Here is a 14,120-nt window from a genome sequence, read left to right on the forward strand (position 1 = left end):
ATCAGACCAGGTCGAACCGGTCCAGCTCCGAGACCTTGACCCAGGCGGCGACGAAGTCGTTCACGAACTTCGTCTTCGCGTCGTCGCTGGCGTAGACCTCCGCGAGGGCGCGCAGCTCGGAGTTGGAGCCGAAGACGAGGTCGGCGCGGGTGCCGGTCCACTTGACCGTGCCGTTGGCGTCGCGGCTCTCGAAGGTGTTCTGGTCCTCCGACGTCGACTTCCACGTCGTGCCCAGGTCGAGCAGGTTGACGAAGAAGTCGTTGGTCAGCGTGCCCGGGGCGTCGGTGAGGACGCCGTGCGAGGACTGGGCGTGGTTCGCGCCCAGGACGCGCAGGCCGCCGACGAGGACGGTCAGCTCGGGGGCGCTGAGGCCCAGCAGGTTCGCCTTGTCGAGCAGCAGGTACTCGGCCGGCAGGCGGTTGCCCTTGCCCTGGTAGTTGCGGAAACCGTCGGCGGTCGGCTCGAGCGCGGCGAACGACTCGACGTCCGTCTGCTCCTGCGAGGCGTCCACGCGGCCCGGCGTGAAGGGGACCTCCACGTCGACGCCGGCGTCCTTGGCGGCCTTCTCGACCGCGGCGGCGCCGCCGAGGACGATCAGGTCGGCCAGGGAGACCTTCTTGGCGCCGGAGTTGAACTCCTGCTGGACGCCCTCCAGCGTGCGCAGCACCTGCGCCAGCTGGTCGGGGTCGTTGGCCTCCCAGCCGCGCTGGGGCTCCAGGCGGATGCGGGCGCCGTTGGCGCCGCCGCGCTTGTCGCTGCCGCGGAAGGTCGAGGCCGACGCCCACGCGGTCGAGACGAGCTGCGAGACGGTCAGGCCCGAGGCGAGGAGCTTGGCCTTGAGCGCCGTGATGTCGGCGGCGTCGATGACCTCGCCCTCGGCCTCCGGCAGCGGGTCCTGCCACAGCAGGGTCTCGGCCGGGACCTCCGGGCCGAGGTACAGCGACTTCGGGCCCATGTCACGGTGGGTCAGCTTGTACCAGGCGCGGGCGAACGCGTCGGCGAACTCGGCCGGGTTCTCGTGGAAGCGACGCGAGATCGGACCGTAGACCGGGTCGAGGCGCAGCGAGAGGTCGGTGGTGAGCATCGTCGGAAGCTTCTTCTTCGACGCGTCGTGCGCGTCGGGGATGATCGCTTCGGCGTCCTTCGCCACCCACTGGTTGGCGCCGGCCGGGCTCTGGGTCAGCTCCCACTCGTAGCCGAAGAGGATGTCGAAGAAGCCGTTGCCCCACTGGGTGGGCGTGCTGGTCCAGGTGACCTCCAGGCCGGAGGTGATCGCGTCGCCGCCCTTGCCGGTGCCGTAGGTGCTGGCCCAGCCGAGGCCCTGCGCCTCGATCGGGGCGGCCTCGGGGTCGGCGCCGACGTTGTCCGCCGGGCCCGCGCCGTGGGTCTTGCCGAAGGTGTGGCCACCGGCGATGAGCGCGACGGTCTCCTCGTCGTTCATCGCCATCCGGCGGAACGTCTCACGGATGTCGCGGGCCGCGGCGATCGGGTCCGGGTTGCCGTTGGGGCCCTCGGGGTTGACGTAGATGAGGCCCATCTGGACCGCGCCGAGCGGGCTCTCCAGCTCGCGGTCGCCGGTGTAGCGCTGGTCGTCGAGCCAGGTGGTCTCGGGACCCCAGTAGACGTCCTCCTCGGCCTCCCATACGTCGGCGCGGCCGCCGCCGAAGCCGAAGGTCTCGAAGCCCATCTGCTCGAGCGCGACGTTGCCCGTGAGGATCATGAGGTCGGCCCAGGAGATGCTCTGGCCGTACTTCTTCTTGACCGGCCACAGCAGTCGGCGGGCCTTGTCGAGGTTGCCGTTGTCCGGCCAGCTGTTCAGGGGGGCGAAGCGCTGCTGACCGGCGCCGGCGCCGCCGCGGCCGTCGCTGATGCGGTAGGTGCCGGCGCTGTGCCAGGCCATGCGGATCATCAGCGGGCCGTAGTTGCCGAAGTCGGCCGGCCACCAGTCCTGCGAGGTGGTCAGGATCTCGGCGATGTCCTGTTTGACGGCCGCCAGGTCGAGGGCCTGGAACGCCTCGGCGTAGTCGAACTCCTCACCGAGCGGGTTCGACACGGCGGGGTTCTGCGCGAGGATCTTCAGGTTGAGGCGCTCGGGCCACCACTGGCGGTTGCCGCCGCCCTGCGTGGGGTGCGCGGCGCGGCCGTGCGCGACGGGGCAGCCGCCGGTCTCCTCCGACTTGGCGTCGGTGACGATCGCGTCATGGTTCTCGGACATGGGAATCCTTCCGAACGGGGTGGATCAGAGTGCTGAACTGGCTGAACTGGGGGCGGTGGAAGAACAGTCGGGGCACAGGCCCCAGTAGATGACCTCGGCCTCGTCGATCGAGAAGCCGCGGTCGTCGGAGGCGGTCAGGCACGGGGCATGGCCGACCGCGCAGTCGACGTCGACGACGGCGCCGCAGGACCGGCAGACGAGGTGGTGGTGGTTGTCGCCGACCCGTCCCTCGTACAGGGCCGGGCTGCCCGGCGGCTCGAGCCGGCGGACGAGTCCCGCCGACGCGAGCGCGTGGAGGGCCTCGTACACGGCCTGGAGGGAAATGTGGCCCACGCGGTCACGCACCCCGGCGGCGATCGCCTCGACGCCGAGGTGGTCGCCTTCCCGGACGGTCTGGAGCAGCGCGACGCGTGCGGCCGTCACCCGCAGGCCGGCACCGCGCAGCTCTTCGGCGGTGGTCGGGGGCTGCGGTGAAGTCATGCGGCAAACCTACCGGCATAAACACGAAGAGTTCAAGAAAACGAGTCAGCCAAGTTCTGTGTGTCGCGTGTGTCGCGTTACGGTAGGTTTCGCGCCGTCGTCATCCCGCTATGGCCCTGCTGTGGAGGGGCGTGCAGACGCGTGCATGGGCGTGCAGAGGCGCGTGGAGGCGTGTGGAGAACGGGGGGCTCGGCCGGGAGATGCGCGTGATGCCCATGGTGGGCCCGGGAGGCGTCCCGGCGGGCCCGGCTCACCGGACCTGGCTCAAAGAAGCGGCGAGGGATCTTCGGCCCGGAGGGGCCCGCGCCTCCGTGCCAGAATGGGCGCGCCGCCCGTCCGCACGACTCCCCGAGGTTCTTCCGTGACGAAGCCCCTGGCCCGCGAGCCGCAGCGACGCAATTCGCGGTCCAACCGGGCGCGCATTCTGGCCACGGCCCGCCGTGAGCTCGGCCGGAACCCGGACGTCACCCTGGAGGAGCTGGCGCGCGCCTCCGGCGTCGTACGGCGCACTCTTTTCGGGCACTTTCCCGGGCGGCCCGCGCTGCTGGAGGCGCTGGCCGATGAGGCCTCCGAAGCGCTGCGCGGCGCGCTGGCCGCCGCCGAGGAGTCGGCGGAGCCGGAGGAGTCGGCCGAACGGGCCTTCGCGCGCTATATGTTCTCGACCTGGCCGGTGGGCGACCGTTACCGGCTGCTCCTGGCGCTGGCCCGGCGCGATCTGGGGATGGAGCGGGTCGCCGAGGTCCTGGCGCCGGCCCGCGCCGTGGTCGCGGCCCTCCTGGAGCGGGGGCAGCGGGACGGCGTCTTCCATGCGTATCTGCCGCCCGCCGTGCTGAGCGCCGGGCTGGAGGCGATGACGGTGGCGCTGCTGGAGGAGGTCAACGCCGGGGCGCTGGAGGACGACGGCACCCGGACGACCGTCGCCGCGCTCATCGCGGCCGGGGTGCCGCAGGCGCGGGCGCGTCTCGTCGTGGACGAGGTCGCGGCCCAGACGGCCGCCCACCCCGAGCCCGGCGACGACTGACTCAACCGGCGTACCGCCCCCAATCCCCTCCGTGTGGCGACCAGGCCGACGGAGGGTTTCGCATGCTCCGGTGCTCCGGTGCTCCGGTGCTCCGGTGCTCCGGTTTCGCGCGCTCCTGGTTCGCCTGCTGCGGACTCCACCCGCTGAGGGCTTCTCCCGCCGCGCATGCGCCTCCCATGCGCTCCACCTTCCGCGCTACGACGGTCGCCCCTGCGTAGGGCGAGTTATTTGCACACTGGTGAGCAATAAATTAAGCTGCACATCGGTGAGCAATTAACTCGTCTTCTGGAGATCCCCCATGCCTCTCCTCGTCAGCACACCCGTCGACAAGGCGACCGGGCCGTACGCCCGGCGCTGGTGGGCGCTGATCGTCCTGTGCCTGAGTCTGCTGATCGTCGTCATGGCGAACACGTCGCTGATCGTGGCCGCGCCGGACATGACCACGGACCTCGGCCTCAGCAGCAGCGACCTCCAGTGGGTCATCGACGGCTACACCGTCCCGTACGCGGCGCTGATGCTCGTCCTGGGCTCCATCGGCGACAAGTACAGCCGCAGGGGCGCGCTGATCGCCGGTCTGGTGGTCTTCGCGGGCGGTTCGGTGATGGGCAGCCTGGTCGACCGGACGGAGCTGGTCATCACGGCCCGCGCGATCATGGGGATCGGGGCGGCCGTGGTCATGCCGGCCACGCTGTCCCTGCTGGTGGCGATCTTCCCGAAGCGCGAGCGGGCCCGGGCCATCACGGCCTGGACGGCCACCTCGGGGCTGGCCATCGCCGTCGGCCCGCTGGTCGCCGGGTGGCTGCTCCAGGACCATGCCTGGGGCTCGACGTTCCTGATCAACGTTCCCATCGCCGTCGTCGCCGTCATAGGCGCGCTCGTCCTGGTCCCGCCGTCCAAGGCGGCCGGCATGGGCCGTATCGACTACGTCGGCGGTCTGCTCTCGATCGTCTCCGTCGGCTCGCTCGTCTACGCGACCATCGAGGGCCCGCACTTCGGCTGGGGCGCGGGACCGATCGCCGCGGCCGTGGTCGCCGGGGTGAGCCTGGTCGCCTTCGTGGCCTGGGAGCTGCGCCACCCGCACCCCATGCTGGACGTGCGCAGGTTCCGGCTGCGGCCCTTCAGCGGCTCGATGCTCGCGGTGCTGTTCTTCTTCTTCGGCACCTTCGGCGCGATCTACTACTCGACCCAGTTCCTCCAGTTCGTCCTCGGCTACGACGCGCTGGAGACGGGCGTACGACTGCTGCCGCTGGCCGGCGCCGTGTTCGTCGGCGCCGCGGTGACCGGCCGTATGACCCCGAAGCTGGGCATGAAGGCGATGATCGTCACCGGCATGGCCGTCGGCACCGCGGCCGTCTTCCTGCTCACGCGGATCGAGACGGGCTCGACGTACGCCGACTTCCTGGCGCCGATGATGATGCTGGGCTTCGCGATCGGCCTGAGCGTGTCCCCGGCGACGGACACCATCATGGGATCCTTCCCCGAGTCCGAGCTGGGCGTCGGCGGCGGCGCCAACGACACCGCGCTGGAACTGGGCGGCTCCCTCGGCATAGCCGTCCTCGGCTCGCTGCTGGGAACCGCCTACCGCGACGAACTGACCGACCTGGTCGGCGAACGGCTCCCGGCCGCCGCGCTGGACACCGCGAAGGACTCCGTCGGCGGCGGGCTCGCGGTCGCCGAGCAGATCGCGAAGAGCCCGGCGGGAGGGGCGCAGCAGGCCCAGGCCCTGATCGACGCCGTCCACGAGTCCTTCGCCCACGGCGTCGCCCAGACCAGCCTGATCGGCGGCGCCATCATGGCGGCCGGCACCCTGGTCGTCCTGGCGGTGCTCCCCGGCCGCAGGGCCGCGGCGGAGCGCGGGGCGGAGGAGTCGGCCGTGGACGGGGCCGCGGCGGATGGGGCTGCGGTAGACAGGGCTGCGGTAGACGGGGCTGCGGCTGCCGCGGAGGAGGTGTACTCCGACGCTCGGTGAGGCGTCGTGACCTTCGGCCGGGCAGGGCCGGGGCGGTCCGTGTGGGCTGCTCCGGCCCTGCCCGGCAGTCCTTCAGGCCTCAGTCGGCCGCAGTAACCGCTTCCGCTTCCGCAACCGCTTCCGCAACCGTCTCGGTCTTGGTCCCGGCCCCGGTCCCGGCCCCGGTCCCGGTCCCGGACTCGGTCCGCGTCCCCGCTTCCGTGTCGGCTCCCGTGTCTGCCTCCGTGTCCGCCACCCTCGGCAGATCCGGCAACAGTCCCGACATCGCGGCTCGTTGATCCGGCCCGATGACGTGGGCCAGTGCCCCGGTGACCGTTTCCGCGAGGGCGCCGGACGCCTCCCGCAGCAGGCGGTGGGCCTTGTCGGTGAGTGCGACCTCGACGCCGCGCTTGTCGCCGCACACCGATTGGCGGGTGACGAGGCCGGCGTGCTGGAGACAGGCGATCTGGTAGGTGAGCCGGGTCTTGGGGCGGCCGAGGAGCTCCGCGATACGGGTCATGCGCAGGCCCTCCCGGGGCTGCTCCGCCAACAGACACAGAACCAGGAACTCGTCGTGCGAGACGTCGAGCCGTTCCTTCACCACCGACCGCAGCCGCTGTTCCACCGCCCCCGTCGCGGCCAGCAGCACCATCCAGGCGCGCAGCTCGGGCGGCAGCAGACCGGTGTCCTGCATGGACGGGCATTGGGGCAGGTCGGAGGCGTGCTCGTCAGGGTCGGCCATACTCCGAGTGTACCTGTTGTCCAATTTTGAACGAAGGGATTGACGAAAGGGTTGTTCATATTTGGATAACCGGCTAGCGTGAGGTCATCCAAATTTGAATCACCAAACCGAGGGAACGACCATGACCGTCGCCGTGGAAACCGGACTGTGGCAGCTCGACGCGGGCGCCTCCACCGTCGCCCTGAAGCACAAGACGATGTGGGGCCTGGTCACCGTCAAGGGCGTCTTCGCCACCATCGGCGGCGGGGGCGAGGTGGGCGCCGACGGCTCCGCCACCGGCGCCCTGACCCTGGATGCGGCCTCCCTCGACACGAAGAACGCCAAGCGGGACGTCCATCTGCGCGGCGCCGACTTCTTCGACGCCGATCAGCACCCGAAGATCACCTACGCGGTCCGCGGCGCCGAACTCCGTGACGGCGGCGCCGTGCAGGTGTCCGGCCAGCTCACCGTGCGCGGCATCAGCAGGCCGCACTCCTTCACCGCGAAGCTGACCGGGGCGGACGCCGACGCGCTCACGCTCGACGCCGAATTCACCGTGGACCGGGGCGAGTTCGGCCTGGGCTGGAACCAGATGGGCATGATCCGCGGTCTGACCACGGTCACCGCGACCCTGCGCTTCACCCGCACCCAGGCCTGACGGTGCGTCGGTAAGCCCCGCGTACGTCAGCAGGCCAACACGTCGGTGTGAAGCGTGTGGTGACGATGCGTCATGTCCGTCCGTCACATCGTCACTTCGACGCGGCGGCTCGCAGTGAGGGGCCCACGTCCGTGCTCGACAAGGTCTGCGGCCCCGCGGTGAAAGCCCGCAGCCGGATCCGGACGCCGGGGCGTGGCATGTGGAACCCCCCGGCAGGCGGCCGGAGTTCGTAGCGCGCGGTGGAGTGGGCCGGGAGCGTGCGCGGCCCCTTCACGATCGGCCAGTACGGGTCCATGCCCTGCCCCGTGGTGAGCGTGAAGTGGGGAGCGAGGGGGCCGTCTCCGGTGTTGGTGACCTCGACTGCCAGCAGGGACACGTAGGTCACGGACCTCGGCGAGGGATGCCGTACCTCCGTGACCCGCATGTGCAGGGGAGGCGTTCCCGTCACCGCGGCGGTCGCGCTCGCCAGGGCCGGAACGAGGACCAGTACGGCCGCGGCGATCCGCGCCGGACGCCGGTGCGCTCCGGCCAGCGGACGCGGGCGCGGCTGCCAGGCGCGGGCGAACTCCGCGGCGGGCGCGGTGACCGCGGCCGCCAGCCACAGCGGCGTCATCATCAGGTAGTAACCGTCCTGGGAACGCGTCGCCAGGAAGAACGCGCACCACGGCAGCACGGTCGCCGCCGGGCCCAACCGCCGTACGAACAGCACGAACAGGGCCAGCAGCGCGGCCGCCAGCAGCATGCTCGCGTGTCCGTACCAGTCGAGCCGGTCGCTGCCGTCCGTCAGATACAGCGAGACGCCGATCAGGCCCTGCCCGTGCAGCACCGCGCCCTGCGTCAACGGCAGCGCGATCCCGCCGAGCCAGGTCCCGGGCTCCTGCGCGACGAAGTACGCGTTGATCAGCAGCCATACGACGGCGGCGATCCCGGCGACACGCAGCAGCACGCCCGCCGCGGCCCGCGCACCCAACTCGCCTCGGCGCACGGCGTAGATCCCGGCGAGCAGGAACGGCGTGACGAACCAGGGCAGTTGCTGCGCGGCACAGGCGGCCCCCAGGCACGCGGCCCGCGCGATGTCCGCCGCGCCGAGCCGGCCGCCCCTTCCGATCCGGGGCCAGCGCACCACCACCGGGATCAGCAGCGCCAGCGCCAGGATCGCCGGGTAGCCCTGCCGGCCGTACATCGGCAGGAAGGAGAAGCCCAGGCACACCATGGTCGCCGCCGGCCGCCACGGCGTCGGCAGCATCCGCCACAGTGCGACCGAGCCGACGAGGAGCGCGCCGGTCGCCATCGCGGTCGCCGGCGCGCCGCCGTGCCCCAGCCACAGCAGCGGCGCGGTCAGCAGCGGGCCCAGCGGGGGATAGCCGTACGTGTAGTCGTAGCCGCCGTGGATCGTCGGGGTGAGGGCGATGCCGTGGCCGAAGAGCCAGGGCCACGACTGGCCGTAGACCGGGTGGCCGGCGACGAGTTCCCGGGCGGCCTGGGTGGTGAGGACCGCCTCGTCGCCGCCTTTGTGGTTCATCGCCCAGGTGCACAGGGCGAGCGTCACGGCGGTGACCAGCACGAACAGGTCGACGCGGGCCAGCGACCGGACGCGGCGGACGACGAGCGCGAGCGCCCCGCACACCAGGATCGACGCATAGCAGAGCGAGATGACCGCGGCGACGGCGATCCGGTGGCTGGCCGCCTGCGACCAGACCGAGCGGGTGCCGATGAACAGGCTGACCGCGGCGAGCAGGGTCAGCACGCGATGCCACTGTTCGGGCGATGCGGCGGCTTCTCGGGTCTCCGGAGTTTCTCGGGCCGGAGTCTCCGGACTCTCCGGGAAGGCGGACACCGTCGACTGCGTCCGCCGGCCGGGTGTCGTCAGCGGTGTTTCTGCCAAGTACACGCTTCCGCAACGTAATCGGGCCCGGTGAACGAGGGCCACTTGGATGTGAAGATTCCGGTGTGGTGGAGGTAAGAAGCGGCTGTGGGGTATCTGTGGAGGTGGCGGTCCGTGTCGCTGTTGGGCCGAACGGGTGACATGGCGTAAGAATTGGCTGGTGCAGGCATTGAGTGCGAGTCAGTTCGGGGGGATCCGGTGAACCGGTACGACGTCACCGATGAACAGTGGGAAGGGCTCGCCCAGGTCGTTCCGCTGCGCGGCCGGGACGCCTGGCCGTCGGCGGTGGACCATCGCTCGCTGCCCGACTCGGAGACGGAGACGCGCCGCCGCTTCGTCGTCCTGCGGGTCAACGTGTTCGCGGACGCCCGCGAGGTGGCGGAGACGCTGATGGCGGGCATCCCGGTGCTGCTCGACCTGACGGGCGCGGAGACCGAGACCGCCAAGCGGGTCCTGGACTTCTCCACCGGAGTCGTCTTCGGCCTGGCCAGCGGCATGCATCGCGTCGACCGCAACGTCTTCCTCCTCACCCCACCGGGCACCGAGGTGAGCGGAATCATGGAGGGGGCGGGCGTTTGACCGGGGCTTGAGGGCGACTGGCTCCGCCGGGACCGGTCCGGCGGCGATCGTCCGGGGGACCGGTCCGGCGGCGACGGGCCGGTCCTTTCAGGGTCGGTCCCGTGGTGTGACCGGCCCTGAAAGGACCGGGACGGGCCGCAGTACCGTCCCCTCGTCGCCCGTTCGTAGGAAGGTTCCGGGGGTAAAACGGTTCGCCTGGCAGCGGAGTCCTACGGTCCGCATATGGCCGTGCCCTCCGCTTCTCCAGCGCCCTCACCCCGCTCCGCAGCTCCCTCACCCCGCTCCGCAGCTCCCTCACCCCGCTCCGCAGCGCCCTCACCCCGCTCCGCAGCGCCCTCGCCCCGCTCAGGGCGGCCCGACGGGACACTCCCCGAGCCCGACCGTCAGGGCGCGCCTGCCCGACCGCCCCACGGCGAGGCCCCCTCCGGGGCTCCTGCCGGGACGTCGCAGGCCGGGACTTCGTCCGCGACACCTGTCCGGGCTGCCCTGGGCGAGGCTTCGCACGCTGCTCCCGCTCCAGTGCCGCAGGGCGGGACTTCCTCCGCAGCGACTGCCGGGGTGTCGCAGGGCGAGGACTCCTCTGTGGTGCCTGCCCAGGCTCCGTGCGGCGGGGCCTTGCCCGCGACGCCTTCCCAGGCTCCGTGCGGCGGGGCCTCGCCCGCGACGCCTTCCCAGGCTCCGTGCGGCGGGGCCTCGCCCGCGACGCCTTCCCCGAGAGCGCGGGAAGGGGATACCTCTGTCGCCCCTGCCCCTGCCCCTGCCCCGGCCCCGGGGGCGCAAGGTGCGGATTCCCGCGTGAGGCCTGCCCGGGCGGCCCGTCGCGAGGAGGCCCTCACTGTGCCCGCTCAGGGCGATCGGTCGCGTCAGGGCGTTCGGGCGGAGTCCGGGGGCGGGCGAGGCGGGCCTGTCCGGTCGGGGCCTGTTCGGCCCGGGATCACCGAGTTGCGGTTGTCCGCCTTTGCCGGGCATCGGGGCGTCGGGATCCCGCTCGGGGCGGTCACGCTTTTCGCCGGGCGCAGCGGGAGTGGGAAGAGCAGTGCCCTGCGGGCGTACGAGGCGCTGGCCCGGCTGGGGTGCGGGGCCGCCCTGAGGGATGTGTTTCCGGATCCGGTCTCCTGTGTACCGGAGCGGGCGCGGCCCGACGCCCAGCGGCGGCGCGGGTTCCGGATCGGCTGCACGGCGGACGGGCCCGAGGGGCCGGTCCGGCTCGACGTCGCCGTGCAGGCCGAGCCCGAACTGCGCATCGTGGGGGAGCGGTTGAGCGCGGACGGGGTCGTACTGCTGGAGACGGCGCTGCGCGACCCGGGGCGGCGCACCGTGCAGGCCGCCTGGCACACCGCCGGGTCCTCGCCCGTCACCCGCGCCCCGCTGCCCGACGACCGGCTCGGCACCGCCCTGCTGCCGTTGCGCGTGGCGGGCAAGACCGACGGGCAGCGCCAAGTCCTCGCCGCCGCCGAGCAGATGGTGGTGGCCCTGCGCTCCGTCTTCGCCTGCGACCCGCAGCCCGACTGGATGGGCGTCCCCGTCCCCACGGGCTCCGGCCGGTTGCTCGGCGGCTGCGACAACCTCGCCGACGTCCTGTGGCGCACCCGCGAGGAGTGCGTACGGCGGCACGCGCAACTCGTCGCGACCCTGGGCGTCGGCTGCGCCGGCCCGGTCACGGACCTGCTCGCCGAGCCGCTCGGCGACGGCACGGTCCGCGCGGTGCTCGACCGCGGCGACGGCACCCGTACGGAACTCGCCCGGCTGGGATACGGCGAGCTGCGCTACGTAGCTCTCGCGCTGGTGCTGCTCACCGGTCCGGGCGTCCTCGACGTGGACCCGGCCGCAGAGGTGCCCTCCGCGATGCAGACGCTCACCCTGCTCGCCGACGGCCTCGACCGGGGCCTCGACGTGACGCAGCGCGCCGAACTGCTGCGGCTGGCGGTGCGGATGGCCGAGCGCGGGCACATCCGCTGCGTCGGCGCGGTGAGCGACCCGTCCTGGGCCGTGCGGACGGCCGGAGTGACGGTGGTACACCTGGGTCCGTGACAGAACAACACCTCGACGTGGCGAAGCTGCAGCGCAGGCTGGCCGAGTTCGCGGCCGCCCGGAACTGGCAGCCCTTCCACACCCCCAAGAACCTGGTCGCCGCGCTCAGCGTGGAGGCGTCCGAGCTGGTCGAGATCTTCCAGTGGCTGACCCCGGAGGAGTCGGCGCGGGTCATGGACGACCCGGAGACCGCCCACCGGGTGACCGACGAGGTCGCCGACGTGCTCGCGTATCTGCTGCAGCTGTGCGAGGTGCTCGGCATCGACCCGCTGACGGCGCTGGACGCCAAGATCGACCGGAACGAGCGGAGGTTCCCGGCGCCGTAGGACCTGTCCGGCGGGTCCGTGCCGACCCCTCTCGCGGACCATGCCGATCTCTCTCGCGGACCGTGCCGACCCCTCCCGCGGACCGCTCCAGGGGAGTCCCACGATCCGTTTTCACTCTCCGCAGTCAACAAGCGGTTCGAAATCGATTTGTTGTCCACAGATTTCCGTCTTCCTCTGGCTTTTCGCCCCACAGACCCTCACTCTGGGTAGTGAGTAAGGGAGTTCGGGCGGACGTGCGAGAAGCACGTCGGGACAGACGGGGGCGGCGCATGGACGCGGTGCGGCTCATCCTGACGAGCAGGCTTGCGCTCGCGGGCAGCGGAGAGGGACCGAGGATCCTGACGGAGGTGTGGCAGGCGCAGGCCCTGGCGCAGGCGATAGGAAGTCGCCTCGCCGTCTCGGGCCCGCCCGAACTACGCGGTGAGGCACTGGGGTTGACCGAGCTGGCGGGCAGAGGCTGCGGTGTGCTGGACCCACCGGACCTCGACCCGGGCACCCTGCTCGCCGCCCAGCTCACCGAACTGCACGACGCCCGCCAAGCTCTGCTCGCCTTGAGCGGGCTGCTGGGCGAAGTCGGCATCGCCCTCGTCGGCCTGGCGAGCGCGGCGGGCGACGAGACGACGTACTGGCAGTGCATGGAGGCCATCGACGCGGCGGACGAGTCCAGGGACCGGGTCCTGGAGATGCTGCGGAAGCTGACGGCGAGGGAGGAGCGGGAAGAGCGGGAGGGGGCCTTGCCGGAGAGGTGAGTCGCAGGCCGGGGAGGGGAGTCCCATGCCGGCGGGTGAGTCGAACCGGCCCCTCTGGGGGCGTCAGCCCCCAGAACGGCGGATCACGGCAGTACGGCGGGACTCAGCCCACGTCACCCTGTTCCGCGGACGCCCGCGGGGAGCTCCCCGTCGACTGTAGATCCGCGTCCAGCGCCGAGAGATCCGCGTTCAGCGCCGCCATCAGCTCTTCCATCTGCTGCAGCAACCCCTTGGGCGGGGCTGCGCCCGCGCCCCCGCCCTGCTGCGGCACGGTCTCTTCGGACATGACGGCCTCCTCGGCCCTGGCCCCCCGAAAAAGAGGCCGATGCGGGTGACGTCCCGGCGCTGACCAGCCGGGCGCGGGGCCGGGCGGTCCGGCTCCGCCCCGGCCAACGATCACCGCCGGGGCGGGTCACTGGCGAGGGCAACCCCCCACGCACGGCACGGACGTATTTCACCCGACCGGGGACAGGCGGGCCCGAGGGGACCGGTGGGGTTGACGGGAACCCCGGAGTGCAGGATGGAGGCATGGATCTTCGCATCTTCACCGAACCCCAGCAGGGCGCGTCCTACGACACCCTCCTCACCGTGGCGAAGGCCACCGAAGACCTCGGCTTCGACGCCTTCTTCCGCTCCGACCACTACCTCAAGATGGGCTCCGTCGACGGCCTCCCCGGTCCCACGGACGCCTGGATAACCCTCGCCGGACTCGCCCGCGAGACCCGGCGCATCCGCCTCGGCACGCTGATGACCGCCGGCACCTTCCGGCTGCCGGGCGTCCTCGCCATCCAGGTCGCACAGGTGGACCAGATGTCCGGCGGCCGCGTCGAGCTGGGCCTGGGCGCGGGCTGGTTCGAGGAGGAGCACACGGCGTACGGCATCCCCTTCCCGAAGGAGAAGATCGGCCGGCTCGAGGAGCAGCTGGAGATCGTCACCGGGCTGTGGGCCACCAAGACCGGCGACACCTACGACTTCCACGGCAAGTACTACGACCTCGCCGACTCGCCCGCGCTGCCCAAGCCCGCGCAGCCGAAGATCCCCGTGCTGATCGGCGGCAACGGCGCGACCCGTACCCCGCGGCTGGCCGCCCGCTTCGCGGACGAGTTCAACATGCCGTTCGGCTCGGTCGAGGACAGCGAGCGTCAGTTCGGCCGGGTCCGGGCCGCCGCCGAGGAGAGCGGCCGCGCGGCCGACGACATCACCCTCTCCAACGCCCTCGTCGTCTGCGTAGGCAAGGACGACCAGGAAGTCGCCCGCCGTGCCGCCGCGATCGGCCGCGAGGTCGACGAGCTCAAGGCCAACGGCCTGGCCGGATCCCCGGCCGAGGTCGTCGAGAAGATCGGCCGCTACGCCGAGGCCGGCTCCCGGCGCGTCTACCTCCAGATCCTCGACCTGCACGACCTGGACCACCTGGAGCTCATCTCCGCCCAGGTGCAGTCGCAGCTGTCGTAGGACGACGACGCCCCGGCGGCCGGACGGGGTCCGGGGGCCGTTCCGGCCGCCGCCC

At 71.8% G+C, this 14,120-nt stretch carries 12 protein-coding genes and 1 pseudogene; 8 read left to right on the forward strand and 5 right to left on the reverse strand.

Annotated features, from left to right (window positions below):
- Nucleotide 1 precedes the first annotated feature (1 nt).
- A complete protein-coding gene (gene katG, locus OG562_RS32195; RefSeq protein WP_266404237.1) occupies nt 2-2,215 on the reverse strand; it encodes a catalase/peroxidase HPI in 2,214 nt (737 codons plus the stop codon).
- A gap of 24 nt (nt 2,216-2,239) precedes the next feature.
- Nucleotides 2,240-2,695 (reverse strand): Fur family transcriptional regulator, encoded by a 456-nt coding sequence (locus OG562_RS32200; RefSeq protein ID WP_266404239.1) that lies wholly within the window; start codon nt 2,693-2,695, stop codon nt 2,240-2,242.
- Between the two features lie 361 nt (nt 2,696-3,056).
- Between OG562_RS32200 and OG562_RS32205 the strand changes: the two genes are divergently transcribed.
- Nucleotides 3,057-3,716: a TetR/AcrR family transcriptional regulator gene (locus OG562_RS32205; protein ID WP_266404240.1), complete on the forward strand. Its 660-nt coding sequence runs from the start codon at nt 3,057-3,059 to the stop codon at nt 3,714-3,716.
- A 298-nt stretch (nt 3,717-4,014) separates the two neighbouring features.
- Entirely contained in the window at nt 4,015-5,685 is a 1,671-nt protein-coding gene (locus OG562_RS32210) for an MFS transporter (protein WP_266404241.1), read from the forward strand.
- Nucleotides 5,686-5,926: 241 nt separating this feature from the next.
- Here the strand turns inward: OG562_RS32210 and OG562_RS32215 are convergent.
- Nucleotides 5,927-6,406, reverse strand: a pseudogene (locus tag OG562_RS32215) (MarR family winged helix-turn-helix transcriptional regulator); the annotation flags it as partial.
- A gap of 121 nt (nt 6,407-6,527) precedes the next feature.
- Here OG562_RS32215 and OG562_RS32220 point away from each other — a divergent pair.
- The gene (locus tag OG562_RS32220) at nt 6,528-7,043 is read left to right on the forward strand and encodes a YceI family protein (protein WP_266404243.1); all 516 of its coding nucleotides are present in this window, start codon (nt 6,528-6,530) and stop codon (nt 7,041-7,043) included.
- Between the two features lie 91 nt (nt 7,044-7,134).
- On the opposite strand, the gene OG562_RS32225 is transcribed toward OG562_RS32220, so the two are convergent.
- Nucleotides 7,135-8,790: a hypothetical protein gene (locus tag OG562_RS32225; protein WP_266404244.1), complete on the reverse strand. Its 1,656-nt coding sequence runs from the start codon at nt 8,788-8,790 to the stop codon at nt 7,135-7,137.
- 336 nt (nt 8,791-9,126) lie between these two features.
- Between OG562_RS32225 and OG562_RS32230 the strand changes: the two genes are divergently transcribed.
- The 4 genes from OG562_RS32230 (at nt 9,127) to OG562_RS32245 (ending at nt 12,613) form a co-directional block, all read left to right on the forward strand.
- Complete coding sequence (locus OG562_RS32230) at nt 9,127-9,507, forward strand: cell division protein SepF (protein WP_266404246.1); 381 nt, start codon at nt 9,127-9,129, stop codon at nt 9,505-9,507.
- A gap of 933 nt (nt 9,508-10,440) precedes the next feature.
- Nucleotides 10,441-11,538 (forward strand): ATP-binding protein, encoded by a 1,098-nt coding sequence (locus tag OG562_RS32235; protein ID WP_266409636.1) that lies wholly within the window; start codon nt 10,441-10,443, stop codon nt 11,536-11,538.
- Nucleotides 11,535-11,864 carry a nucleotide pyrophosphohydrolase gene (locus OG562_RS32240; protein WP_266404248.1) on the forward strand — a complete coding sequence of 110 codons (330 nt, stop codon included), beginning with the start codon at nt 11,535-11,537 and terminating at the stop codon, nt 11,862-11,864. The genes OG562_RS32235 and OG562_RS32240 overlap by 4 nt, the downstream gene beginning before the upstream one ends.
- A 269-nt stretch (nt 11,865-12,133) precedes the next feature.
- A complete protein-coding gene (locus OG562_RS32245; protein ID WP_266409637.1) occupies nt 12,134-12,613 on the forward strand; it encodes a DUF6099 family protein in 480 nt (159 codons plus the stop codon).
- Nucleotides 12,614-12,716: 103 nt separating this feature from the next.
- On the opposite strand, the gene OG562_RS32250 is transcribed toward OG562_RS32245, so the two are convergent.
- Nucleotides 12,717-12,899: a hypothetical protein gene (locus tag OG562_RS32250; protein WP_266404251.1), complete on the reverse strand. Its 183-nt coding sequence runs from the start codon at nt 12,897-12,899 to the stop codon at nt 12,717-12,719.
- A 242-nt stretch (nt 12,900-13,141) separates the two neighbouring features.
- On the opposite strand from OG562_RS32250, the gene OG562_RS32255 reads away from it, so the two are divergent.
- Nucleotides 13,142-14,065 carry an LLM class F420-dependent oxidoreductase gene (locus OG562_RS32255; RefSeq protein WP_266404253.1) on the forward strand — a complete coding sequence of 308 codons (924 nt, stop codon included), beginning with the start codon at nt 13,142-13,144 and terminating at the stop codon, nt 14,063-14,065.
- Nucleotides 14,066-14,120: the final 55 nt, after the last annotated feature.

This window comes from Streptomyces sp. NBC_01275 (assembly GCF_026340655.1).
Lineage (GTDB): Bacteria > Actinomycetota > Actinomycetes > Streptomycetales > Streptomycetaceae > Streptomyces.